Below are 23,121 nucleotides of genomic sequence, written 5' to 3'. Positions count from 1 at the left end.
CGCCCGGTTACATTCCGAACCCGGAAGCTAAGCCTTTCAGCGCCGATGGTACTGCAGGGGGGACCCTGTGGGAGAGTAGGACACCGCCGAACAATCATTGTGGGAAAGCCCCGCACCTCATGGTGCGGGGCTTTTCTGCGTTCCGGACCCGTTTCCGACCTGTTCAGGCCGGCGTGACGAGGTGGGTGTCGTAGGCCAGGATGACCGCCTGGACGCGGTCTCGGGCGCCGGTCTTGGCGAGGATGCGGCCCACGTGGGTTTTCACCGTGGACTCGGCCAGGTGGAGGCGTTCCGCGATCTCCGTGTTGCTCCAGCCCTTTCCGATGACCGTGAGGATCTCGCGTTCCCGGTCGGTGAGGGAGGCGAGGCGGGGGTCCTCGGGCTGGGGGGTCGCCGTGGGGGACGCCGGCAGGTGGTGGATGTAGGCGTCCAGGAGGCGGCGGGTGAGGCTCGGGGCGACGACCGCGTCGCCGGCGGCCACCGCGCGGATGCCCGCGAGGAGCTCCTCCGGCTGGGCGTCCTTCACCAGGAAGCCGCTCGCGCCGGCGCGGAGGCCGTCGTACGCGTACTCGTCGAGGTCGAAGGTCGTGACGATCAGGATCCGGGACCGGGCGCCCGTGGCGATGACGCGGCGCGTGGCCTCGATGCCGTCCAGGCCGGGCATCCGGATGTCCATCAGGACGACGTCGGGGTGGTGCCGGTCGACCAGGCGGATCGCCTCGGTGCCGTTCGAGGCCTCGCCGACGACCGTCATGTCGTCCTGGCTCTCGAGCAGCATGCGGAAGCCGAAGCGCTGCATCGGCTGGTCGTCCGCGATGAGAACGGTCGTCACGAGGGGGTGTCCTCCCGGGGGAGTCGGAGCCGGACGGCCCAGCCGCCGGTCGGCAGCGGGCCGCATTCGAGTGTGCCGTCATAGAGGGCCGCGCGCTCGCGCATTCCGGTGAGTCCCTGGCCCTGACCCGGGGTGGGGGCCGGGGCCGTCTCGCCGGTGTTCGTGATGTCCGCCCGTACGTCGTCCGGTGTGTACGTGAGGGTCACCTGCGCCTTCGCTCCCGCGCCCGCGTGCTTCAGGGTGTTCGTCAGGGCTTCCTGGATCACTCGGTAGACCGTCAGTTGGGCGCCCGGGGGGAGGGGTTGGGCGGGCGGTGCGTCGTGGGTGTGGAACCGTACCGGCAGGCCTGCCTTCCGTACGCCGGTGATCAGGGTGTCGAGGTCGGCCAGGGTGGGCTGGGGGTCGCGGGCCGCCGCCTCCTCGTCGTCGCGCAGGACGCCGAGGAGGCGGCGGAGTTCGGCGAGGGCCTGGCGGCTCGTCGTGCCGATGGCTTCGAGGGCCTGGGCGGCGCGCTCCGGGTTCCTGGCCGCCGCGTAACGGCCGCCGTCCGCCAGGCCGGTGATGACGGACAGGTTGTGGCCGATGATGTCGTGCATCTCGCGGGCGATGCGGGTGCGTTCGGCGGCCGCCGCGAGCCGGACCTCCTGGTCGCGTTCGATCTCCAGGCGGCGGGCCCGGTCGACGAGGCCGGCGGTGTAGTCCTTGCGGGAGCGGACCGCGATGCCGAGGAGGGCGACGAGCGCGTACGCCCACAGGGTGGGGACGACGCGCTGGTCCCAGGACTCCAGGGGATAGCGGACCGCACCCGTCACGAGCGGCGGCAGGATCAGGGCCAGGGACCACAGGAGCGCGCGGGGCGGGCGGCTGAGCGCGATGTGGAAGAGCGGGAGCATCTGGAGGTACGCGGCCTGGAGGAAGGCCCCCGAGCCGTCGCTGACCAGGGCCGCGCCGGCCATCATCGCCAGGACGGCCGTGGGATGACGCCGGCGCCAGTACAGCGGTACGGCGAGGGCCAGGGACAGGGTGACCACGAGCCAGGCCGGGACGGACGGGTCGCGGGCGGTGTTCCGCCAGCCGCCGGTCGCGTCCACGAGGGCCGCGGTCGTCCACAGGAGGGTCACCGCGGCGTCCCACACCCAGGGGCGGTTCTTGTCGAAGGCCCGTACTCGGGCGAGGAGACGCTGGGCGTGTCTGCTCGGGCCCGTGGTCGCGGGCGGCTGCGGTGTCTCCTCCATGTCCGTGGTCACCCCGTCATCTTCCTCATACGTCCCGGCGTCCCAGCAACAGGGCGGGGACGGCGAGTGCCGCGGCCGCCCACAGGAGCAGGGCCAGGAAGGCCGCGCCGGGCGAGGGCGCGTCCGGGAGCGGGGTCGCGGAGCCGAGGACGCCGGCCGCCTGCGTGGGGAAGTACCGGACGACGGTGTCCATCACGTCGTACGGGAGCATCCCGAGGATCTCCGGGACGATCAGGACCCCGCCGACGAAGGCGCCGATCGCGCCCGGCACCGAGCGGAGGGCCGCGCCGAGGCCGAGGGCGATCAGGCCCAGGAGGGTGACGCCTGCGGCGTTGCCCGCGACGGCGGCGAGGACGCCGTCGTCGGTGAGGGAGGCGGCCTGGTCGGTGTCGGAGAGGAAGACCTGGGCGGTGAGGAAGGTCAGGAGGGCGGCGAGGAAGGAGAGGGTGAAGACCGTGGCCGTGTAGACCGTCGCCTTCGCCCACAGGACCGGGAGTCGGCTCGGGACGGCGGTGAGGGTCGCGCGGATCATGCCCGTCGCGTACTCGCCGGCGGTGACGAGGATGCCGAGGACGGCGAGGGCGATGCCGCCGAGCTGGGAGCCGTACAGGGTGAGGACGACGGTGTCGACGTCGGAGTCGCCGCCGCCGGAGGTGTAGGTGGTGCCCATGAGGATGCCGACGCCGAGGAGGAGCGCGACGGAGGTGAGGACGGTGATCCAGGTGGAGCGGACGGTCCGGAGCTTGTGCCACTCGGAGCGGAGGACTCGGGACGGGGTGATCGCGGGGGTGGTCATGCGGAGGCTCCCTGGTACTCGACGGAATCGCGGGTGAGGTCCATGAACGCCTGCTCCAGCGAGGGGGCCTGCGGGGTGAGTTCATGGAGGGGGACGGCGTGGGCGGCGGCCGCGCGGCCGATCTCCGGCGCCTCCAGGCCGGTGACGAGAAGGGTGTCCGATCCCTCCGTGGTGATCCGGGCGCCGGGGAGGAGCGTGCGCAGGCGGTCCGCCTCCGGGGTGACGACCCTGACGCTCGTGCCGCCCGAGGCGCGGACGAGCTCGTCGACGGTGGTGTCGGCGAGGAGGCGGCCCTTGCCGATGACGATCAGGTGGTCGGCGGTGAGCGCCATCTCGCTCATGAGGTGGGAGGAGACGAGGACGGTACGGCCTTCGGCCGCCAGGTTCTTCAGGAGCGTGCGGATCCAGAGGACGCCCTCCGGGTCGAGGCCGTTGACCGGTTCGTCGAGGACGACGGTGGCCGGGTCGCCGAGGAGCGCGGCGGCGATCCCGAGGCGCTGGCCCATGCCGAGCGAGAAGCCCTTGACGCGCTTGTGGGCGACGTGGGTGAGGCCGGCGAGGGCGAGGACCCGCTCCACGCGGGCGCGTGGGATGCCGTGCGTGTGGGCGAGCGCCATGAGGTGGTGGTGGGCGGAGCGGCCGGGGTGCACGGAGCGGGCTTCCAGGAGGGCGCCGACGTGGGTGAGCGGGGCGCTGTGGGCGGCGTAGGGGCGGCCGTCGACGGTGGCGCGGCCGCGGGTGGGGGCGTCGAGGCCGAGGATCATGCGGAGGGTGGTGGACTTGCCGGCGCCGTTGGGGCCGAGGAAGCCGGTGACGGAGCCGGGGTGGACGGTGAAACTGAGGTCCTGGACGACGGTGGTGTCCCCGTACCGCTTGGTGAGGTTCTCTGCTCGGATCATGCCTTCGACGTTAGGGAGCGGGCGGCGGCGGGACGTCGGACCCGGGGCGGGTGTGCCGGGGAGGGCGTAGTACCCGGGTACTACGGGGGAAATGGCCTTGTCAGGGGGTGCGGGCCTCGACAAGATCGGCGGCATGGACCTTTCGATACGCACCATCCGCGCCGACGAGTGGGAGAAGACCCGCGAGATCCGGCTGGCGGCCCTTCAGGACCCGATCGCCCACCTGGCGTTCCTCGACACGTACGAGGCGGCCGTCGAGCGGTCCGACGACTTCTGGAAGGAGCGGGCGGAGGGCGCGTCCGAGAGCGGTGACGGGAAGGTGCGGCAGTTCGTGGCCGAGGCCCCGGACGGCAGCTGGGCGGGCACGATCTCGCTGCTCGTGGAGCGGCCGTCGGACGAGGTGCGGTTCGGTGAGGCGGCGAAGGTCGACCAGACGCACATCGTCGGGGTGTACGTGCGGCCCGAGGCGCGTGGGACCGGTGTGATCGACGCGCTGTTCCAGGCGGGGGTGGAGTGGTCCTGGGCGCTGCCGGAGCCGGTGATCGAGCGGGTTCGGCTGTATGTGCACGAGGAGAACGGGCGGGCCGCCGCGTTTTATCGGCGGTTCGGGTTCGTTGCCACCGGGGACGCGGTGGCGGTGCCGGGGGATGACGTGGCGCGGGAGTTGGAGTACGAGTTGGTGCGGCCGCGCTCCCGCTAGGGGGTGGTCGGGCTGTCGGCGCCGTATCGGCAGGGTGCCGTTCAGGCGCGGGAGCCTAGGCCCGGCATCGGGCGCCGTCCCGTGTGCCCACCCGTCCCGCCCTGCGGGACGCCTGCCCACACGGCGCTGGGCCAACGGCTCTTGGCCTGTTCCTCGGAGCGCATCAGGGCCAGGGTCGGGAGGCCCTGGGCGTGGCCCGTTGCCAGGAGGTCCGGGAGTTGGGGGAGGGGGGCCACCGCGGCCACGTCTTCGAGGACGAGGGTCAGTGGTGGGTCGAGCCGACCGTCGGATGACCGTGCGGCCATGCGGCGGCCGTGCTCGACCACGCTTGCGGCGAGGGCCGTGAGGAGCGGCATCGCGCCGGGGTGGGTGCGGGGATCCTCGATCGCCTCGCCCACCACGTAGAGCGTGCCCCCTTCGGCGAGGAAAGATGCGAGGGCCAGCGAATCAGTTCGATTCGGTACGCATGCCTCCCTGATGTGGATCGAGGAGAGGGCCGCGAGCGCACGTGCCGTCAGTTCCTGTGCCAGCCTGCGGCTTTCGGGGTGCGCGGTGAGTGCCGACTCCAGGAGGCCCGCCAGGCCCGAGGCGGCCTTCGGGTGGCTGCGGAGGATGCGTACGGGTTCGTGGGCGCCCGCGCCCTGCGCCCAGCGGTGGACCTGTCGGAAGGGGCGGCCGTCGACGGCGGCGGCGTGCAGCCAGCAGCGCAGGAGCGTCTCCGCGGTGTCGGCGGTGGCCGCGTCGAGGCGGGAGTGCGGGCGTACGGGGGCGAGCAGGGCGATCGCCCGTTCCTGCGCCACCGCCGGGTCCTCGCAGTGCTCGGACGGTGACCAGTGGAGCCGGGCGGGGGTGTCGCAGAGGTGGCCGGGGTCGTGCACCAGGACCGGGCCGAGTTTGCCGCGGGCGTCCTTGGTGGAGGACCAGACGGCGGGGTCGGAGGTGACGGCCAGGACCGGGCCCTCGGCGTCCAGGATCGCCTGTACGGCGGCCGGGCGGCGGGTCTCCGGGGGGCCGTAGACGGTGCGGGGGGTGGCTATGGGGGCGGGGGTGGTTGCCGGGGCCGGGGTCGGGGTCGGCGGTGGGATTGCCGGGGCCGGTGTCGGGGACGGTACCGATGTCGGGGTGGCGGTCGCCGTCGGGGCCGGTGTCGGGGTGACGGTCGAGGCCGGTGCCGGTGCCGGTGTCGGGGCTCGCTCCGGTGGGTGTTCTTCCGTCGGGTGGCGCGGGGCCGGGGGAGCGGTGGGTTCCCTGCGTACCTCCGGCTCCGTCCGTACGGGAGTTGTCTCGTACGCTCCCGCCTTTCGGTTCGCGCGGACCGCGCGCCAGCGGGCCAGGGTGCCGAGGACGAAGACGGCGAGGACCATCAGGATCATCGCCTCGCCGATCACCAGGCCCCAGAAGAGGCCGTACCCCGACAGCTGCTCCGGCGGGGTCGCCGGCCAGGCCGCCGGGAGGTCCGTGGGGGCCGTCGCCAGGGCGCGCAGGGCCGACGGGGTGCCCGTGAAGGCGACCCCCCGCGGCCAGGCGCCGTGGGTGAAGAGGCCGGCGAGGCCGGTGGCCGTCCACACCAGGACCGTGAGGCCGAGGAGGAGGGCGATCAGGCTGAGGAGCAGCCCGTCGGAGATCCCTCCGCCTCCTTTCCGTGCCTGTTCCATCTACGCCACCGTCGACTGCGAAGTGCCGTTCATCTGCTGCTCGATGAGGATCGCCCGCTGCTCCGTCTCCCATTCCAGCTCCGGGTCCGTGACGGAGGACTCGGTCATGGCGCGGTCGGTGTAGACGAGCGGGCGTTCCTTCTCGGTGATGAGGTGTTTGACCACCTGTACGTTGCCGTTGACGTCCCAGACCGCGATGCCGGGGGTCAGGGTCGGGATGATCTCGACCGCCCAGCGTGGCAGGCCCAGGACGCGGCCCGTGTTGCGTGCCTCGTCGGCCTTCTGGGCGTAGATGGTCCGGGTGGAGGCCATCTTGAGGATCGCCGCCGCTTCCTTGGCCGCCGCTCCGTCCACGACGTCCGAGAGGTGATGGACCACCGCGACGAAGGACAGGCCCAGGCGGCGGCCGAACTTCAGCAGGCGCTGGAACAGCTGGGCCACGAAGGGGCTGTTGATGATGTGCCAGGCCTCCTCGACCAGGAAGATGCGCTTCTTCCGGTCGGGGCGGATCCAGGTGTGCTCCAGCCAGACGCCGACGATCGCCATGAGGATCGGCATGGCGATGGAGTTGCGGTCGATGTGGGAGAGGTCGAAGACGATGAGCGGGGCGTCCAGGTCGATGCCGACCGTGGTCGGGCCGTCGAACATGCCGCGCAGGTCGCCGTCGACGAGGCGGTCCAGGACGAGGGCGACGTCCAGGCCCCAGGCCCGTACGTCGTCTATGTCGACGTTCATCGCCTCGGCCGATTCGGCCTCCGGGTGGCGCAGGCGCTCGACGATGTCGGTGAGGATCGGCTGGCGGTCGGTGGTGTGCTCGGTGACGTACGCGTGGGCGACCTTGAGCGCGAAGCCGGAGCGCTCGTCGAGGCCGTGGCCCATCGCCACCTCGATGATGGTGCGGAGGAGCGCGAGCTGGCCCGTGGTGGTGATCGAGGGGTCGAGGGGGTTGAGGCGGATCCCGGAGTCGTTGGCGACCATCGGGTCCAGGCGGATGGGGGTTATCCCCAGCTCCTGGGCGATGAGGTTCCATTCGCCGACGCCGTCCTCGCCCTGGGCGTCGAGGACGACGACCTGCCGGTCGCGGAAGCGGAGCTGGCGGAGCACGTACGTCTTCTCGAGGGCGGATTTTCCGTTTCCGGATTCACCCAGGACCAGCCAGTGCGGGGCGGGGAGCTGCTGCCCGTACAGCTGGAAGGGGTCGTAGATGTAGCCCTTGCCGCTGTAGACCTCGCGGCCGATGATGACGCCGGAGTCGCCGAGGCCCGGCGCGGCGGTCGGCAGGTAGACGGCCTGGGCCTGTCCGGTGGAGGTGCGGACGGGCAGGCGGGTCGTCTCCACCTTCCCGAAGAGGAAGGAGGTGAAGGCTTCGGTGAGGACGGACAGCGGATCTCGCATGGGTCTGTGCCCCTTCGGCCCTAGCGGCGGATGCCGGTCGCGAACGGCAAGGTGTTCACAAAGGCCCGGTGGTGCTCGCGGTCGCACCACTCCAGCTTCAGATACGACTTGCCGGCGGAGGCCCTGATCGTGCGCTTGTCCCGGGCGAGAGCCTCGGGCGAACGCGACGACACCGTGATGTACCCGACGAGGTTCACTCCTGCCGCGCCGCTGGCGAGATCTTCACCCCGCTGGTCGAGCCGGCCGTGGGCGGCGATGTCGCGCGGGTCGACCGTGCGGTTCATCTTGGCGGCGCGGCTGGCGTCGGCCTCGTCGTTGGTCTTCTCGGTGAGCATGCGCTCGATGGCGACCTCGGTGGGCTCCAGGTCCATGGTCACGGCGACCGTGCGGATGACGTCCGGGGTGTGGACGAGGAGCGGGGCGAGGAAGTTGACGCCGACCGGGGTCATCGGCCACTCCTTCACCCAGGCCGTGGCGTGGCACCAGGGGGCGCGGGTGGAGGACTCGCGGGTCTTGGCCTGGAGGTACGTCGGTTCCATCGCGTCCAGTTCGGCGGGCCAGGCGTTTCGCTTCGTCATGGCCTGGATGTGGTCGATGGGGTGGTCCGGGTCGTACATGGAGTGCACGAGGGACGCGAGCCGGGACTGGCCGAGGGGCTGGCGGACGCGGATGTCGGCCTCGGCGAGGCGGGCGCAGATGTCGGTGAGCTCGCGGGCCATGACGACGGCGAGGCCGGCGTCGCGGTCGAGCTTGCGGGCGCCGGAGGCGTGGCGGGCGGCGCGGGCCATCGCGTTGGCCTCGGCGGCGAGCTCGCGGGTGTAGTGCATGCAGGCGACGAGGTAGGCGCGGTGCTGCTCGCTGGAGGTGGAGACCATCGACTGGAGCTGGTCGTACGACTCCTGGAGCCACGCGGGCGCGTGCGGGTCGCCGCGCTGGCCGACGTCCTTGGCGTGCGCGTCGGGGTCGGCGGGGAGGGTGCGGGCCAGCATCTGGAGGCGGGTCACGAAGCCGTCGCCGTTGGCCACGTGCTTGAGGAGGGTGCCGAAGCGGTCGACCAGGGCCTCCTGGTCCTCGCTGTCGCGCAGGCCGACGCCGGGGCCCTCGATCTCGATGGCGGCGGTGACGGTGCGGCGGTCGGCGTGCAGGAGGACGGCGATCTCGTCCGGGCCGAAGGGGGCGGCGAGCCAGCCGACGTTGCCGATGCCGGGGGGCGGGCCGACCTCGACCTCGCGGCCGTCGAGGCGGGTGCCGGCCTCGTGGGCGACGGAACGGTAGGTCGTGCCGCGCTTGAGCATCCGCTTGTAGCTGCGGTTGATCTCGAACCACTTGTAGAACGTGCGGTGCTTGTACGGGAGGTACACGGCGGCGATCGCGAGCATGGGCAGGCCCGCGAGGAGCGCGATCCGCAGGGGGAGGGCGGGGACGAGGAGTCCGCTCATCATGCCGAGGAAGGCGCCGACGATGATCAGGGCGATCTCGCCGGTCTCGCGGTTCTTGCCGACGATCGCGTTCGGCCGGGCACGGCCGATGAGATACGTGCGGCGGGGCGCGACCGGCTGGGACTGGGTCGTCAACGCCCTGCACCTCCAGAGTTCTTGCGGTTGCTGTGCGGGGTACCCGCGGTGGGACTGCTGCTACGGGGCGGGGGCGTCGCGCCGCCGGTGCCGCCGCCCGCTCCGCCTGCGCCGCGGCTGCTGTGCGCGGCCATGCCGCCGGAGACGGGGTTGGCGGGGCGGGGGGCGGAGCCCTGGGACTGGCCGCCGCCGCTGTCGCGGGTGCTGTGGGTCTTGATGCCCTGGGAGACGAGGGACGCGGGGGAGGAGATGACGGCCGCGGCCGCGTTCTCGCCGGCGCGGTGGAGGCGGTTGTCGCGGGAGGCGGCGATCTCGTCGCCGAAGCCGGGGACGAAGCGGTAGATCATCGCGGAGGCGAAGATGGCCAGCAGGATGATCGAGAGGCCGGAGACGACGGCGGAGAACGAGTCGGGGCCGGTGCCGGAGGAGAGTGCGCCGGCGAGGCCGAGGACGATCACGATGACCGGCTTGACCAGGATGATCGCGATCATGATGCCGGCCCAGCGGCGGACGTGGCCCCACATGTTCTTGTCGACGAGGCCGGAGTAGACGACGACGCCGAGGAGCGCGCCGACGTACAGCAGGACGGCGCGGAGGAACAGCTCCAGGTAGAGCACGCCGGCGGCGAGGACGGTCACCAGGGACACGATGATCAGCATGATGGGGCCGCCACCGATGCTGTCGCCCTTCTGGAGGGCCTCCTTGAAGCTGCCGAAGAAGATGTCGGTCTGCTGGCCGGTGCCGGAGGCGATGACCTCGGTGATGGCGTCGGTGGCGTTGACGACGGTGTAGAGGATCAGGGGCGTGAACGCGGAGGCGAGGACCGTCAGCCAGAGGAAGCCGATGGCCTCGGAGAGGGCCGTGGTGAGGGGGACGCCTCGGATGGCCCGCTTGGCGACGGCGAGGAGCCAGATGAGGAGGGTGAGGAAGGTGGCGGCGGCGAAGACGATCGCGTAGCGGCCGAGGAACTGCATGTTGGTGAAGTCGACGTCGGCGGTCGTCTTGACGGCCTTGGAGAGCTCGTCGATGACCTTGACGGCGGCGTCGGCGAAGCCGTGGGAGAGGGACTTCAGGGGATCCACGGCGGTGCTGGGATCGGTAAGAGGGTCCTTGTCGCCTCCGCTGGCACCTTCGGACCCGTCCACGCAGTACTTCCGTGAGGGGCCGGAGATCAGCGCACAACGATCGTCGCTCGGGTTGGGCGACGGCGTGGCGGGGGGTGTCGGGGCTGCTGTCGCGCGGGATGCCAGAGAGACCGCTGCGACCTGTGCTGCCACCAGCGTGGACAGGACGGTACGACCGTGGGTACGTGCTCTAGCGTGCATAAGTGAACCCCCCGAATTCCTTGACCGCGTCCGCGATCTCCTCGGAACCGGAGACAGGGGTGTCTCCGTTGACGGGGGTGGGCCCCGTACGCTGTGCGGTCGACAGGATCTTCCAGTCGGTTCCGCTCCACTTGAGCTTGAAACTGACGGTGAACCATCCGTGGGTGACCGGCTTGGTCGACGAAGCGCCCGTGAGGCCGAACATGCCGACGGCCCAGACATCGACTTCGGCCGTTTCGTCGGAGTAGCTCTTGACCTTCGCGCCGATCGGAATCGTCCGACTGACGAATGTCGCTCCACTGGGTGCGCTACCGTCGTCGTTGAGACCGATCTGCTTCAGAAAGTCCTGTGAGTAGTCCTTGTCGAAGCCGGCCTGGAGCTCGTCCAGGGTGCTGACGTCCGTCACGGCGTCGACGATCTCCCGGCGTCGGGCAGCGTTGAACATCTCCGCCGACCCCAGCGCCACCGCGTAGTTCGTCGCCGCGCTCTGGGCGCCCTGGTCGTCGTGGCTGTAGCCCGTGGGGATCGCGCCGTTCTTGCCGGTGACCGGGCGGACGCCCGTCGCGGCGGTGGGGGCGGTCTTGCCCGGGGTGTCGGAGCGGGTGCCGGCCGCGTCCGCCGGTTCGCCGCCGCCGCGGTTGGCGAAGGCGATGGCGGCGAGGAGGAGGACCACCACGCCCACGACCGTGATGAGGGATCGGGAGCTGCGGACGGGGCGGCGGGCGCCGCCGTAGACGTCGCCGCTGTTGCCCTCGGGCAGGCGGGTCCGGGTCTGGCCCGAGCCGCCCACGCCGCCGAAGCTGTCGTGCTCGTCGCCGGGACTCATGCCGGGTACGCCCCCTCACTCGTTCGCGGGTACGGCCGTGCTTCAACATGACTGGGCATCAGGGAACGCATTCTCAGGAAGGTCGGTCCGACGGGAGATCAGACGGCCATCCCGTACACGATGGTGAACAGCGTGCCCAGCGATCCGATGATGAAGACGCCGGTCAGACCGGCGACGATCAGGCCCTTGCCCTGTTCCGCGCTGAACGTGTCCCGGAGGGCGGTCGCGCCGATGCGCTGCTTGGCCGCTCCCCAGATGGCGATGCCGAGGCAGAGCAGGATGGCCACGGCCATCACGACCTCGATCATCACCTTGGCTTCGGCGCCCAGGCTCCCGAAAGGTCCCCAGTTGGGGGCGATTCCACCGATGATGGTGTTGATGTCGCCCTTTTCGGCCGCCAGGTACATATAACTCACCGCCCCTGTTGGGTACTTGTGCGCCCCTGCCGAACGGCATGGGTCATCGCCCTATCTTCGCTGATGAAACCGCCCACGTGTGACGGCTTGGCGGCTCTCTTTACCCGATCCCCGCACACTTGACCGGTCTGACCGTCTTGACCTGCGGTGGTGTGGCCGATTTCCATGCGAAGAAGCGTATGGTCACTCTGTGTATCACGGAGAGTGACTCCGGGCAATGATTGTCGTTGTTGCACTCTTGGGGTGGTGTCGACGTCTTTGTCCGGGGTGGCGTCAGGGGCGGTGCGGAGCCCAGTCCTCGCCGATCGAGGACTCCTCGGCGAGGGAGTGCGGGACCTTGGCGCAGGGGGTGTACCCGTCCAGGAACAGGGACGTCGTGGAGGTGTTCCACGCGAGGTCGAACTTGTCGCCCGTCGCCGGGTCCTCCGCGCGGAAGCCGAGTTCGACCCAGTCCGAGTGCCGGCGGTCGCGGTCGTGGGTGATCTTCCAGCCGGCCGCGACGTAGGCGTTACGCAGCCGCTGTTCGGTGGGGCGGGCGGTGCCGATCGGGATGTCCGGAACCGACCAGCGGAGCTCGTAGGTCCGTACGTCCTCGGCGACCCTGTCGATGCCGGTGTGGCAGCTGTAGCCGGTGTTGACCCGTACGGGCTCCACCGGCTCGTGGCGGGGCAGCGCCATCGCCTCGTACGCCCACTGCGCCCGCGCCTTGAGGCGCTGAGAGAGGACCGTCGGGTCCCCGGACGGGTAGCGGTGCTCCAGTACGGAGCAGCCCGTTGTCGTCAGGGAGGCGGACAGGGCGGCCAGGAGGAAGGCGGTTGTCCTTTTCACGCCACGACCGTACGAAGGAGGTGGCGCGGCCCGCCTGAGTGCGGGTACTCAATCCGCCTGCGTGAAGTGGTCGAGCTCCTTGTCCCGCACGCCGCGCACGAACGCGGGCCACGTCCGCTCGGTGGTCGTGACGGGGCCGGCCGGACGCGTTCGCCCGGCTCGTCCGTCCGTTCCGGCTTTCTGGTCCCTGGACGCTCCCGTGTCGTCCGGTTCGTCCACCCCCTGAGGCGGGGGCCTGCCGCCTAGACTGGCTTCCGGGCGTACTGCCATGAGCCGAGGGGTGGTTGACGGTGCGTAGGGCTGGCAAGGCCTGGTGGTGGGTCGGCGGGGGGCTGGGGGCCTGTCTCGGTCTCGTCGCCCTGCTCGTCGTCGGCACGTACTCCGCGGCGGCCGGCATCGCCGGCGTCAAGGGCGGGGCCGTCGCTCTCGCCAAGGGGTCCGTTCCCGCCCTCTACCAGGGGCTCGTGCAGCGGTGGGGCAACCTGTGCCCCGCCATCAACCCGGCGCTGCTCGCCGCCCAGCTCTACCAGGAGAGCGGCTGGAACCCGCGGGCCGTCTCCCCGGCCGACGCCCGGGGCATCGCCCAGTTCATCCCCGGCACCTGGGCCGGGCACGGCATCGACGGGGACGGGGACGGGGACCGGGACATCTGGGACCCGCAGGACGCGATTCCGTCCGCCGCCTCGTACGACTGCGAACTCGCCGGCTATGTGAAGGACGTCCCCGGGGATCGGGCGAACAACATGCTGGCCGCGTACAACGCGGGCGCGTACCGGGTCATCCGGCACGGCGGGGTGCCGCCCATCAGCGAGACGCAGAACTACGTCCGCATCATCCGGTCCCTGGAGAAGAGCTTCGCCCGGCCGGTGGGCCGCGTCGCGCCCTCGCAGCAGGCCGCGGCCGCCATCACGTACGCGCAGGAGAAGCTGGGCACGCCCTACCTCTGGGGCGGTACGGGCACGGCCGCGGAGAACGGGCGCTTCGACTGCTCCGGGCTCACCCAGGCCGCGTACGGCAGCGTCGGCGTGCAGCTGCCGCGCGTCGCCAACGACCAGTACAACGCCGGGCCGCACCCGAGCCGGGACGAGCTGCTCCCGGGCGACCTCGTGTTCTTCTCGGACGACCTGACCAATTCCCGGGCCATCCGGCACGTCGGCATCTACGTCGGCGGCGGCTACATGATCGACGCCCCGCGCACCGGGGCCGTGATCCGCTTCGACCGGATCGACACCCCGGACTACTTCGGTGCCACCCGGGTCACCCAGGAGGGCGCGTCGGCGCTGCCCACCCATCTCCCGCAGGCCTGAGGGGAGCAGACGGGCCGTCGGGCGGCCTTCGGGGCGTATCGGGCATGGCTGGAACTCTCCGTCATGCGCAGGCCCTGGGCTGCGGCGGGCCGTCACTCTTCGATAACGTCGGCATGATCCACCGGAGAGAGCGGAACGTACGCCTCAGGCGGTTCGTTCCCTGATCCGACCGCTCTGACCACGGGGGTTGGAAACCAGACACGAGAGCAAGGGGCCGCAGCAGATGGCTGGACTCGCATCGGACGGCTCGAACCCCGATGTCACCTTGCTCTACGACATCAACGGACTGGCCAAGGCCGCTCCGCCGTGGTTCGACCGCGTCATGGAGTTCGTCGGCGAGTACGGGATCGTGCTCGCGATGGTCCTCGTCGTGCTCTGGTGCTGGTGGAGCGTCCGCAGGCGCGGCACCCTCGCCGACTCCGTCTCGGCCGTCGCCGGGCTCGTGTGGGCTCCGCTGGCGGCAGGCATCGCCCTTCTCGTCAACATTCCCATCCGCGGCTTCGTCGAGCGCCCCAGACCGTTCAGGGACCACCAGGGGCTCGAAGTCCTCGTCGACGGGAAGACCGACTTCTCCTTCGTCAGCGACCACGCCACGCTGACGATGGCGCTCGGCGTCGGCCTCTTCGTCGCCCACCGCCGGTTCGGCCTCGCCGCCCTCGCCCTCGCCCTCGCCGAGGGCTTCGTCCGGGTCTACATGGGCGTCCACTACCCGACCGACGTCATCGGCGGCTTCGCCCTCGGCACGGCCGTGGCGCTGCTCCTCGCCCCGGTCGCGCTCGCCCTGCTGACGCCCGTCGTCTCCGCCGTCGCCCGCTCCGGCCGCGGCGCCCGGCTCGTCCGCTCCCGCCGGGGCGACGCGGCGCGCCGCCCCGAGACCGTCGGCATCCCCGAGCCCCGGCTCGGCGGCCCCGCCACCGGCACCGGCCAGAACGACCTCGCCGCGTAGGGCGGATCCGGGGGACAGGCCCTAGGGGTTGCTCGTACGCAGGTGTTCCGCGGCGTCCGTACGGGCCTTGTCGCGGGATCTGCGGGCCGGGCCCGTCCAGCCGCAACTGCACCGTGCCAGCGCGAACGATCCGCGCTCCGTCGTCGTGGTCGTGTGGGAGGAAGCCTGCGCGTGCACCCCACCACCGTACTGCGCGTGACGGCACGCCCCGACCGTCGTTATCCGGATCGGGTGTCCCCGGGGCCCGCGGGCCCCGGGGAAGGGCGGTGCCGGGCGAACAGCGGTGAGGCGTTGGGGGTTGGCGGCGATGGTGGTGCAGCGGTACGGGCGTCCGCAGGGCTTCGGGAGCGGGGCGTTCGCCGCCGCCGTCCTGGTCGGCTCCCTCGTCGGGACCGCGGCGGTCACGGGCTGCGCCGCCCCCCAGGACCCGAAGGCGGCGGCGGCCGCCGACCCCGCACTCGCCGTACGGAACGCCGCCGACGCCCTGGCGAGGGCCGGCACCTCCAAGGCGAGCACCTCCATGGAGATGGCCGCCGGCGGCACCCGGGTCACCATCCGGGGCGAGGGCGGCTACGACTTCCGGCGCCGCACCGGGCGGCTCCAGGTCCTGCTGCCGAAGGACCCGGCGGGGGCGAGCGAACACCGGCCGATCACCGAGCTCCTCACCCCCGGCGCGCTCTACATGAAGAACCGGGGCGCCGGAGTGCCCGCCGACAAGTGGGTCCGCGTCGACACCACCACCCTCGACGACGGGAACCTCGTCACCAACGGCGCCACCGACCCGGCCGCCGCGGCGGAGCTGCTGCGGGGCGCCCGTGAGGTCACGTACCTCGGCGAGGTCGATCTGGCGGGGGTGAAGGTCGGCCACTACCGGGGCGTCGCCGACATCGCGCACGCCGCCCGGGCCGCCTCGCCGCAGCTGCGCGGGCCGCTCGCCGCGGCGGCGAAAGGGTTCGCCAAGGACACGGTGCCCTTCGACGCGTACCTCGACGGGGAGGGGCGGCTGCGCAAGGTGCGCCACCAGTTCAGCTTCAGCAACCAGGGCCGGACGGTCGCGGTCGCCTCGACGACCCTGCTGTACGGCTTCGGGGTTCCCGTCGAGGTGACGCTGCCGGACCGCCGGGACATCTACGCCGGGAAGATCGAGGCCTGACCCGGCGCCCGACCCGGCCCGGTGTCGGCACGGGCCGGCGGCACGGACCATCGGCAAATGGTCCAGACGTGTCATGCGCCGTACGTGGCGCCGTACCTACGCTGGGAGACCGCTGGGAGACCGACGCCGGCAGGAAGAGGTGGATGCGCGTGGCCCCGCCCGGTACAGCAACCGTGCCCGCAGACCCGGACTGCGTCGCCCTCGCGGAGATCGAGCTCTGCGGCGAGCTGATCATCGCGGCGTCGGCCGCGGACGGGGAGCGGCTCAGCGCCGACCGGATCGACGAGGTGCTGCGGGTGGCGGCGGACCTCTGAGAGCGAGGTCCGGTCCACCCCCTTCTCAGGTGCGCATCATGCGGGCGATGGCCTTCGTGGCCTCCTCGACCTTCTCGTCGATGCCCGTGCCGGTGGCCGCCGCGTCCGCGACGCAGTGCCGCAGGTGCTCCTCCAGGAGCTGGAGGGCGAAGGACTGGAGGGCCTTCGTCGAGGCCGAGACCTGCGTGAGTATGTCGATGCAGTAGACGTCCTCGTCGACCATCCGCTGGAGACCGCGGATCTGGCCCTCGATCCGGCGCAGCCGCTTGAGGTGCTCGTCCTTCTGCTTGTGGTAGCCGTGCACGCCGTGGTCGTGCCCGTGCGTGGGGTCGGCCGGCTCGACGGCCCCGATGGCCTCGGGGGTGACCTGGTCCGTCTCGGTGGTCGTCATCGCGTCCTCCCGTTGTCCAGAAAAGGGGGTGTATACCCCTCGTGGGTATATGGTACCGATCCCCGCCGATCCGGGCGGGGGCCCGTGCAGTTCACTGTGCCTGATGGGCGACACTGAGAGACGCCGGTTAGCCGTGGCCGGATGATGCGCCTAGCATCAGCCTGACCGAAACCCAGCACACCCGAGGACCTCACGTGCGATTTCGTCTGACCCCCAGGGAGACGAGCTTCTACGACATGTTCGCCGCGTCCGCGGACAACATCGTCACGGGCTCCAAGCTCCTGATGGAACTGCTCGGAGCGGAGCCTTCCGCCCGGGCCGAGATCGCGGAGCGGATGCGGGCAGCGGAGCACGCCGGTGACGACGCCACCCACGCGATCTTCCACCAGCTGAACTCCTCCTTCATCACACCGTTCGACCGCGAGGACATCTACTCCCTCGCGTCGTCCCTCGACGACATCATGGACTTCATGGAAGAGGCCGTCGACCTGGTCGTCCTCTACAACGTCGAAGAGCTCCCCAAGGGCGTCGAGCAGCAGATCGAGGTCCTGGCCCGGGCGGCGGAGCTGACGGCCGAGGCCATGCCGAACCTGCGGACGATGTCCAACCTCACCGAGTACTGGATCGAGGTCAACCGCCTCGAGAACCAGGCGGACCAGATCCACCGCAAGCTGCTCGCCCACCTCTTCAACGGCAAGTACGACGCCATCGAGGTGCTGAAGCTCAAGCAGATCGTGGATGTGCTGGAGGAGGCGGCCGACGCCTTCGAGCACGTGGCCAACACGGTGGAGACCATCGCGGTCAAGGAGTCCTGAGCTTCGTGGACACCTTCGCTCTGATCGTGACCATCGGTGTCGCGCTCGGCTTCACCTATACGAACGGCTTCCACGATTCCGCCAACGCCATCGCCACCTCGGTGTCGACCCGGGCGCTGACCCCCCGGGCGGCGCTGGCGATGGCGGCGGTCATGAACCTCGCCGGTGCCTTCCTCGGCAGTGGTGTCGCGCACACCGTCAGCAAGGGTCTGATCGAGACGCCGACGGGCAACTCGGGGATGGGCATCCTCTTCGCCGCGCTGCTCGGCGCGATCGTCTGGAACCTGGTCACCTGGTACTTCGGTCTTCCCTCGTCCTCCTCGCACGCGCTGTTCGGCGGCATGGTGGGCGCGGCGCTCGCGGGTGGCACGGAGGTCATCTGGTCGGGCGTCCTCGAGAAGGTCGTCATTCCGATGTTCCTCTCGCCGGTCGTCGGTCTGATCGCCGGTTACCTGGTGATGACGGCGATCCTGTGGATGTTCCGCAAGGCCAATCCGCACAAGGCCAAGCGCGGATTCCGCATCGCGCAGACCGTCTCGGCGGCCGGCATGGCGCTGGGCCACGGTCTCCAGGACGCGCAGAAGACGATGGGCATCGTGGTGATGGCCCTGGTCATCGGCGACGTGCAGAGCGCGGACGCGCCGATCCCGGTGTGGGTGAAGTTCGCCTGCGCGGTGATGCTCTCGCTCGGTACGTACGCGGGCGGTTGGCGGATCATGCGGACCCTCGGCCGCAAGATCATCGAGCTGGACCCGCCGCAGGGGTTCGCCGCGGAGACGACGGGCGCGTCGATCATGTTCGTCACCGCCTTCCTCTTCAAGGCGCCGATCTCCACGACCCACGTCATCACCTCGGCGATCATGGGCGTGGGCGCCACCAAGCGGGTCAACGCGGTCCGCTGGGGCGTCGCCAAGAACATCGTCATGGGCTGGTTCATCACGATGCCGGCGGCGGCGCTGGTCGCTGCCGCGAGCTATTACGTGGTGCAGCTGATCTTCGGGTGATGAGCGGTGCCATCCGGTTCTGCTGGGGGTCCGGGGGTCGCCACCCGGGGGATTGCAGCGTGGTGCAGCTGATCTTCGGGTAGCGCCTTCCGGACGTGGTTGGGCCCGGCTCCCCTCGTGGGGGGAGCCGGGCCCTTCGTCGTTACGGTGGCACCGCCATGCAGCACCGTAAGACGGTCTTGGGGAGAGCGGTCTAGCCGAAGCGGCCGGAGATGTAGTCCTCCGTCGCCTGGACGCTCGGGTTGGAGAAGATGCGCTCGGTGTCGTCCAGCTCGATCAGCTTGCCGGGCTGGCCGACGGCCGCCAGGTTGAAGAAGGCCGTACGGTCCGAGACGCGGGCGGCCTGCTGCATGTTGTGCGTCACGATGACGATCGTGAAGCGCTCCTTCAGCTCGCCGATCAGGTCCTCGATGGCGAGGGTGGAGATCGGGTCGAGGGCCGAGCAGGGCTCGTCCATCAGCAGGACGTCCGGCTCGACCGCGATCGCGCGGGCGATGCACAGACGCTGCTGCTGGCCGCCGGAGAGGCCGGAGCCCGGCTTGTTGAGGCGGTCCTTGACCTCGTTCCAGAGGTTGGCGCCCTTGAGGGACCGCTCGACGATGTCGCTGAGCTGCGACTTCTTGTAGTTGCCGTTGAGGCGCAGGCCCGCCGCCACGTTGTCGAAGATCGACATGGTGGGGAAGGGGTTCGGGCGCTGGAAGACCATGCCGACCGTGCGGCGCACGGCGACGGGGTCGACGTTCGTCCCGTACAGGTTCTCGTCGTCCAGCATCACCTTGCCCTCGACGCGACCACCGGGGGTGACCTCGTGCATGCGGTTCAGGGTGCGCAGGAAGGTGGACTTGCCGCAGCCGGACGGGCCGATGAAGGCCGTCACGGAGCGGGGCTCGACGGTCATCGAGATGTCGTCGATCGCCTTGTGGGCGCCGTAGTAGGCGGAGAGGCCGCTGACGTCGATGCGCTTGGCCATGTGAATCACTTCCAATTGCCGCTGGTCAGCGGGCGGTCTTCGGGGCCTTCCAGCGGGCGATGCCGCGGGCCACCAGGTTGAGGATCATGACGAAGGCGATCAGGACGAGCGCGGCGGCCCAGGCGCGGGCCACGGCGGCGTCGGTGCCGACCGCGTACTGCTCGTACACGTAGAGCGGCAGGGAGGACTGGGCGCCTTCGAAGGGGTTCGGGTTGATGAGCTTCGTACCGAACACGAGGAGCAGGACCGGGGCCGTCTCACCGGTGATGCGGGCGACCGCGAGCATGACGCCCGTGGTGATGCCGCCGATCGCGGTGGGGAGGACCACCTTCAGGATGGTGCGCCACTTGGGGATGCCGAGGGCGAGGGAGGCCTCGCGGAGCTCGTTCGGGACGAGCTTGAGCATCTCCTCGGTGGAGCGGACCACGACCGGCATCATCAGGATGGCGAGGGCCATCGCGCCGGCGAAACCGGAGGGGCCGAAGCCCAGGATCAGGTTCCAGGTGGCGAGGACGAAGAGGCCGGCGACGATCGACGGGATGCCCGTCATGACGTCGACGAAGAAGGTGACGGCCTGGGCCAGCTTTCCGCCGCCGTACTCGACGAGGTAGACGGCGGTGAGGAGGCCGATCGGCGCGGCGATCAGGGTCGCGATGCCGACCTGCTCGATGGTGCCGAGCAGCGCGTGGTAGACGCCGCCGCCGGCCTCGGCGTCGAGGACGCCGTTCATCGAGTGGGTCAGGAAGTAGCCGTCGAGGACGTCGAGGCCCTTGCTGACCGTGACCCAGGCGAGGGAGAGCAGCGGGACGACGGCGAGGACGAAGCAGACCCAGACGAGGCTGGTGGCGACGCGGTCCTTGGCCTGGCGGCTGCCCTCGACCTTGGTGGTCACGGCGAAGGTGACGAGGACGAAGAGCAGCGCGGCGATCAGGCCCCACTGGACCTTGCTGTGCCAGCCGGCGGCGAGGCCGATGCCGATGCCTCCGGCGATCGAGCCGACGGCGACGGCGGCCGGGGTCCAGCGGGGGAGCCGGGCGTGGGAGAGGGACCCGCGGCGCGGGGCCAGCGAGACCGGACGTTCCTGAATGGCGTGGCTCATGCCGCGGCCCCCGAGTACTCCTTGCGCCGGCCGATGATCCAGCGGGCGGCGCCGTTGACCAGCAGGGTGATGACGAAGAGGACGAGACCGGAGGCGATCAGGGCGTCCCGGCCGTACTCGTTGGCCTCGTTGAACTTCGCGGCGATGTTCTGCGCGAAGGTGCCGCCGCCCGGGTCGAGCAGGTGGCCCGAGAGGACGAAGCTGGGGGAGAGGACCACGGCGACGGCCATGGTCTCGCCGAGTGCGCGGCCGAGGCCCAGCATGGAGGCGGAGATGATGCCGGAGCGGCCGAAGGGCAGCACCGACATGCGGATGACCTCCCAGCGCGTGGCGCCGAGGGCGAGGGCGGCTTCCTCGTGCATCTTCGGGACCTGGAGGAAGACCTCGCGGGTCACGTTGGTGATGATCGGCAGGATCATGATCGCCAGCAGGATGCCCACGGTGAAGAGGTTGCGGGCGACGCCGTCGCTGGACTTGTCGAAGACGTACGTCCAGCCCAGGTACTGGTCGAGCCACTTGTTGAGGCCGTCCAGGTACGGGACGAGGAAGATCGCGCCCCAGAGGCCGTAGATGATGCTGGGCACGGCGGCGAGCAGGTCGACGACGTACGCGAGCGGCTTGGCCAGCTTGCGCGGCGCGTAGTGCGAGATGAAGAGGGCGATCCCGATCGCGACGGGCACGGCGACGAGCATCGCGATGACCGAGGAGACGACCGTGCCGAAGGCGAGGACGGCGATGCCGAAGACCGGCGGGCTGCCCGCCGGGTTCCACTCGAAGGTGGTGAAGAAGTTGGTGCTGTCGTCCGAGACGGCGAGGACGGCGCGGTAGGTGAGGAAGACCGCGATCGCGGCCATGATCACGAGGAGGGTGATGCCGGAGCCTCGGGACAGGCCGCTGAAGATGCGGTCCCCGGGGCGGGTCGCGCTCTTGGCGCGCCGGCTCCTGCGTATGTCGGGCGTGGTGGTAGCCATCGGTTTTCTCCGGTCTGCGGGCCCCGTACGTTCCTTGCGGGGGTACGGGGGCCCTGGCGGCGGTGCACCGGATGCCGGGGCGGCCCCTCCATGGGAGGCGAGGGGCCGGGCCCGGCCTGGGGTCAGGACAGGGTCGGGACGATCGCGCGGACCTTGGCCGCGATCTCGGCCGGGAGCGGGGCGTAGCCGGCGTCGGAGAGGACCTTCTGGCCCTCCTCGCTGGCGGTGTAGGTGAGGAACGCCTTCAGGGTCGGCAGGGTCTCCGCCTTGTTGCCCTTGTCGCAGGCGATCTCGTACGTGACGAGGGTCAGCGGGTAGGCGCCCTCGGCCTTGGTCGTGTAGTCGAGGGAGAGGGCCAGGTCGCTGCCCGTGCCCTTGACCTTGGCGGCGGCGATGGCCTTCGAGGCGTTCTCCGTGGAGGCGGCGACCGGGGCGGCGGCACCGGTGTTGATGCTGACCGTGGAGATCTTGTTGGCCGTGGCGTAGGAGAGCTCGAAGTAGCCGATGGAGCCCTCGGCGTCCTTGACCGCGGTGGCGACACCGGAGGAGCCGTTGGCGGCCTGGCCGCCCGGGGCGGGCCACGACTTCGTCTTCGGGTCGTACTTCCAGTCGGCCTTCGCGGTGGCCGAGAGGTACTTGCCCAGGTTCTGGGTGGTGCCCGACTCGTCCGAGCGGTGGAAGGCCTGGATGGTGGTGTCGGGGAGCTTCGCGCCCGGGTTCAGCTTGGCGATCGCCGGGTCGTTCCACTTGGTGATCTTCGTGTCGAAGATCTTGGCCAGGGTGGGGGCGTCCAGGACCAGGTTGTCCACGCCGTCCAGCTTGTAGCCGATGGCGATCGGGCCGCCGACCATCGGCAGGTTCACGCCCTTGCCGCCCTTGCAGATCTTCTGCGACTCGGCGACCTCTTCGTCCTTGAGGGCGGAGTCGGAGCCGGCGAAGGCGACCTGGCCCTGGTTGAACTTGGTGATGCCGCCGCCGGAGCCGATGGCCTGGTAGTTGACCTCGACGCCGGAGCACGCGGCCTGGAAGTTCTTGACCCACAGGTCCATCGCGTTCTTCTGCGCGCTGGAGCCGGCGGCGAGGAGCTGGCCCTTGGCACCGTCACACGCGATGTTCGACGCGGCGGCGGAGGTCTTGCCGCTGCCGTCCTTGGTCGGGACGTCCGCGTTGTTGTCCGAGCCACACGCCGAGAGGACGAGCGCACCGGAGACGACGAGGGCACCGATCGCGGAGGCGCGAAGCCCGTTGTTGCGCGAAAGCTTCACTTTCGGGTGTTCCTTCCAGAAGCCGCCGTTGCCGTGGACCGGGTGTCCTGTGACGTTCCGTGGCGGCGTGTGTCGGGTTTGGGTGCATCGTCGTGCTCCGAGCACCGTGTAAGGCCGAAATTAGGCAGAACAGGTGAAGCGGTCGGCGGGGGAGGGTGAACGGGAAGTGAACCGTGCCGGAAGCCCGGGTGCGGGGCCCTTGGGCGGGCGGCGGTCCTGGGCGGGCGTGTCTTGGGCGGGCCTGGTTGTGAGTGCGGGGCTGCGGGGTGGGCCGCGCCTCGCGCCCCGTTGTGGGCGGTCGTTCCGTTGGGGCGGTGCCCCCCCGTTGTGGGCAATCGTTCCGCTGGGGCGGAACGGGTGGGCACAACGGACGGCGCCCCTGCCGGCGCCAGAGGCTCCCGCGCC

At 70.6% G+C, this 23,121-nt stretch carries 23 protein-coding genes and 1 rRNA gene; 8 read left to right on the top strand and 16 right to left on the bottom strand.

What is annotated here, in order from left to right; all coding sequences use genetic code 11:
• Positions 1-92: ribosomal RNA gene (gene rrf, locus ABZ318_RS30875) — 5S ribosomal RNA — on the top strand; the annotation flags it as partial.
• Between the two features lie 71 nt (positions 93-163).
• Here rrf and ABZ318_RS30870 read toward each other — a convergent pair.
• Genes ABZ318_RS30870 through ABZ318_RS30855 form a run of 4 tightly spaced genes read right to left on the bottom strand, consistent with a single transcriptional unit; the run spans position 164 to position 3,762 of the window.
• The gene (locus ABZ318_RS30870) at positions 164-832 is read right to left on the bottom strand and encodes a response regulator transcription factor (protein WP_356905743.1); all 669 of its coding nucleotides are present in this window, start codon (positions 830-832) and stop codon (positions 164-166) included.
• On the bottom strand, positions 829-2,067 hold the full coding sequence (locus ABZ318_RS30865) for a sensor histidine kinase (protein WP_356905744.1): 1,239 nt from the start codon (positions 2,065-2,067) through the stop codon (positions 829-831). Before ABZ318_RS30865 ends, ABZ318_RS30870 begins: the two co-directional genes overlap by 4 nt.
• 25 nt (positions 2,068-2,092) lie before the next feature.
• Positions 2,093-2,863 carry an ABC transporter permease gene (locus tag ABZ318_RS30860; RefSeq protein WP_356905742.1) on the bottom strand — a complete coding sequence of 257 codons (771 nt, stop codon included), beginning with the start codon at positions 2,861-2,863 and terminating at the stop codon, positions 2,093-2,095.
• Positions 2,860-3,762 carry an ATP-binding cassette domain-containing protein gene (locus tag ABZ318_RS30855; RefSeq protein WP_356905741.1) on the bottom strand — a complete coding sequence of 301 codons (903 nt, stop codon included), beginning with the start codon at positions 3,760-3,762 and terminating at the stop codon, positions 2,860-2,862. The genes ABZ318_RS30860 and ABZ318_RS30855 overlap by 4 nt, the downstream gene beginning before the upstream one ends.
• A 133-nt stretch (positions 3,763-3,895) precedes the next feature.
• Between ABZ318_RS30855 and ABZ318_RS30850 the strand changes: the two genes are divergently transcribed.
• Positions 3,896-4,462, top strand: coding sequence for a GNAT family N-acetyltransferase (locus ABZ318_RS30850; RefSeq protein ID WP_356905740.1), 567 nt, complete (start codon positions 3,896-3,898; stop codon positions 4,460-4,462).
• Between the two features lie 41 nt (positions 4,463-4,503).
• Here the strand turns inward: ABZ318_RS30850 and ABZ318_RS30845 are convergent, their stop codons facing one another.
• The 7 genes from ABZ318_RS30845 to ABZ318_RS30815 all read right to left on the bottom strand — a co-directional run bounded on the left by ABZ318_RS30845 (position 4,504) and on the right by ABZ318_RS30815 (position 12,481).
• Positions 4,504-6,117, bottom strand: a complete 1,614-nt coding sequence (locus ABZ318_RS30845) for a type VI secretion protein (RefSeq protein WP_356905739.1) — start codon at positions 6,115-6,117, stop codon at positions 4,504-4,506.
• A complete protein-coding gene (locus ABZ318_RS30840; protein WP_093874932.1) occupies positions 6,118-7,512 on the bottom strand; it encodes an ATP-binding protein in 1,395 nt (464 codons plus the stop codon).
• A gap of 20 nt (positions 7,513-7,532) precedes the next feature.
• On the bottom strand, positions 7,533-9,086 hold the full coding sequence (locus ABZ318_RS30835; protein ID WP_356905738.1) for an SCO6880 family protein: 1,554 nt from the start codon (positions 9,084-9,086) through the stop codon (positions 7,533-7,535).
• The gene (locus ABZ318_RS30830; RefSeq protein WP_356905737.1) at positions 9,083-10,411 is read right to left on the bottom strand and encodes a hypothetical protein; all 1,329 of its coding nucleotides are present in this window, start codon (positions 10,409-10,411) and stop codon (positions 9,083-9,085) included. The genes ABZ318_RS30835 and ABZ318_RS30830 overlap by 4 nt, the downstream gene beginning before the upstream one ends.
• Positions 10,401-11,237, bottom strand: coding sequence for a hypothetical protein (locus tag ABZ318_RS30825; RefSeq protein WP_356905736.1), 837 nt, complete (start codon positions 11,235-11,237; stop codon positions 10,401-10,403). The genes ABZ318_RS30830 and ABZ318_RS30825 overlap by 11 nt, the downstream gene beginning before the upstream one ends.
• 98 nt (positions 11,238-11,335) lie before the next feature.
• On the bottom strand, positions 11,336-11,644 hold the full coding sequence (locus ABZ318_RS30820; protein WP_093874928.1) for a hypothetical protein: 309 nt from the start codon (positions 11,642-11,644) through the stop codon (positions 11,336-11,338).
• A gap of 282 nt (positions 11,645-11,926) precedes the next feature.
• Positions 11,927-12,481, bottom strand: a complete 555-nt coding sequence (locus ABZ318_RS30815) for a hypothetical protein (protein ID WP_356905735.1) — start codon at positions 12,479-12,481, stop codon at positions 11,927-11,929.
• A 284-nt stretch (positions 12,482-12,765) separates the two neighbouring features.
• Between ABZ318_RS30815 and ABZ318_RS30810 the strand changes: the two genes are divergently transcribed.
• From ABZ318_RS30810 to ABZ318_RS30795, 4 genes are all read left to right on the top strand, one after another.
• Complete coding sequence (locus ABZ318_RS30810; protein WP_356905734.1) at positions 12,766-13,788, top strand: bifunctional lytic transglycosylase/C40 family peptidase; 1,023 nt, start codon at positions 12,766-12,768, stop codon at positions 13,786-13,788.
• A 223-nt stretch (positions 13,789-14,011) separates the two neighbouring features.
• A complete protein-coding gene (locus ABZ318_RS30805) occupies positions 14,012-14,734 on the top strand; it encodes a phosphatase PAP2 family protein (protein WP_356905733.1) in 723 nt (240 codons plus the stop codon).
• A gap of 307 nt (positions 14,735-15,041) precedes the next feature.
• Positions 15,042-15,887 carry a hypothetical protein gene (locus tag ABZ318_RS30800; RefSeq protein WP_356905732.1) on the top strand — a complete coding sequence of 282 codons (846 nt, stop codon included), beginning with the start codon at positions 15,042-15,044 and terminating at the stop codon, positions 15,885-15,887.
• Positions 15,888-16,030: 143 nt separating this feature from the next.
• On the top strand, positions 16,031-16,201 hold the full coding sequence (locus ABZ318_RS30795; protein ID WP_356905731.1) for a hypothetical protein: 171 nt from the start codon (positions 16,031-16,033) through the stop codon (positions 16,199-16,201).
• Between the two features lie 25 nt (positions 16,202-16,226).
• On the opposite strand, the gene ABZ318_RS30790 is transcribed toward ABZ318_RS30795, so the two are convergent.
• On the bottom strand, positions 16,227-16,592 hold the full coding sequence (locus ABZ318_RS30790) for a metal-sensitive transcriptional regulator (protein WP_356905730.1): 366 nt from the start codon (positions 16,590-16,592) through the stop codon (positions 16,227-16,229).
• A 194-nt stretch (positions 16,593-16,786) separates the two neighbouring features.
• On the opposite strand from ABZ318_RS30790, the gene ABZ318_RS30785 reads away from it, so the two are divergent.
• A complete protein-coding gene (locus ABZ318_RS30785; protein ID WP_356905729.1) occupies positions 16,787-17,407 on the top strand; it encodes a DUF47 family protein in 621 nt (206 codons plus the stop codon).
• A 5-nt stretch (positions 17,408-17,412) separates the two neighbouring features.
• Positions 17,413-18,411, top strand: coding sequence for an inorganic phosphate transporter (locus ABZ318_RS30780; protein ID WP_356905728.1), 999 nt, complete (start codon positions 17,413-17,415; stop codon positions 18,409-18,411).
• 193 nt (positions 18,412-18,604) lie between these two features.
• On the opposite strand, the gene pstB is transcribed toward ABZ318_RS30780, so the two are convergent.
• The 4 genes from pstB to pstS all read right to left on the bottom strand — a co-directional run bounded on the left by pstB (position 18,605) and on the right by pstS (position 22,716).
• Positions 18,605-19,381 carry a phosphate ABC transporter ATP-binding protein PstB gene (pstB, locus tag ABZ318_RS30775; protein WP_356905727.1) on the bottom strand — a complete coding sequence of 259 codons (777 nt, stop codon included), beginning with the start codon at positions 19,379-19,381 and terminating at the stop codon, positions 18,605-18,607.
• A 25-nt stretch (positions 19,382-19,406) separates the two neighbouring features.
• On the bottom strand, positions 19,407-20,480 hold the full coding sequence (pstA, locus tag ABZ318_RS30770) for a phosphate ABC transporter permease PstA (RefSeq protein WP_356905726.1): 1,074 nt from the start codon (positions 20,478-20,480) through the stop codon (positions 19,407-19,409).
• Entirely contained in the window at positions 20,477-21,451 is a 975-nt protein-coding gene (gene pstC, locus ABZ318_RS30765; protein WP_356905725.1) for a phosphate ABC transporter permease subunit PstC, read from the bottom strand. The genes pstA and pstC overlap by 4 nt, the downstream gene beginning before the upstream one ends.
• Before the next feature lie 122 nt (positions 21,452-21,573).
• Positions 21,574-22,716 carry a phosphate ABC transporter substrate-binding protein PstS gene (gene pstS / locus ABZ318_RS30760; protein WP_356905724.1) on the bottom strand — a complete coding sequence of 381 codons (1,143 nt, stop codon included), beginning with the start codon at positions 22,714-22,716 and terminating at the stop codon, positions 21,574-21,576.
• Positions 22,717-23,121 lie beyond the last annotated feature (405 nt).

The sequence above is a fragment of the Streptomyces sp. NPDC006197 genome (assembly GCF_040613865.1).
Taxonomy (GTDB): domain Bacteria; phylum Actinomycetota; class Actinomycetes; order Streptomycetales; family Streptomycetaceae; genus Streptomyces.
This window is presented reverse-complemented; position numbering and strand designations above follow the sequence as displayed.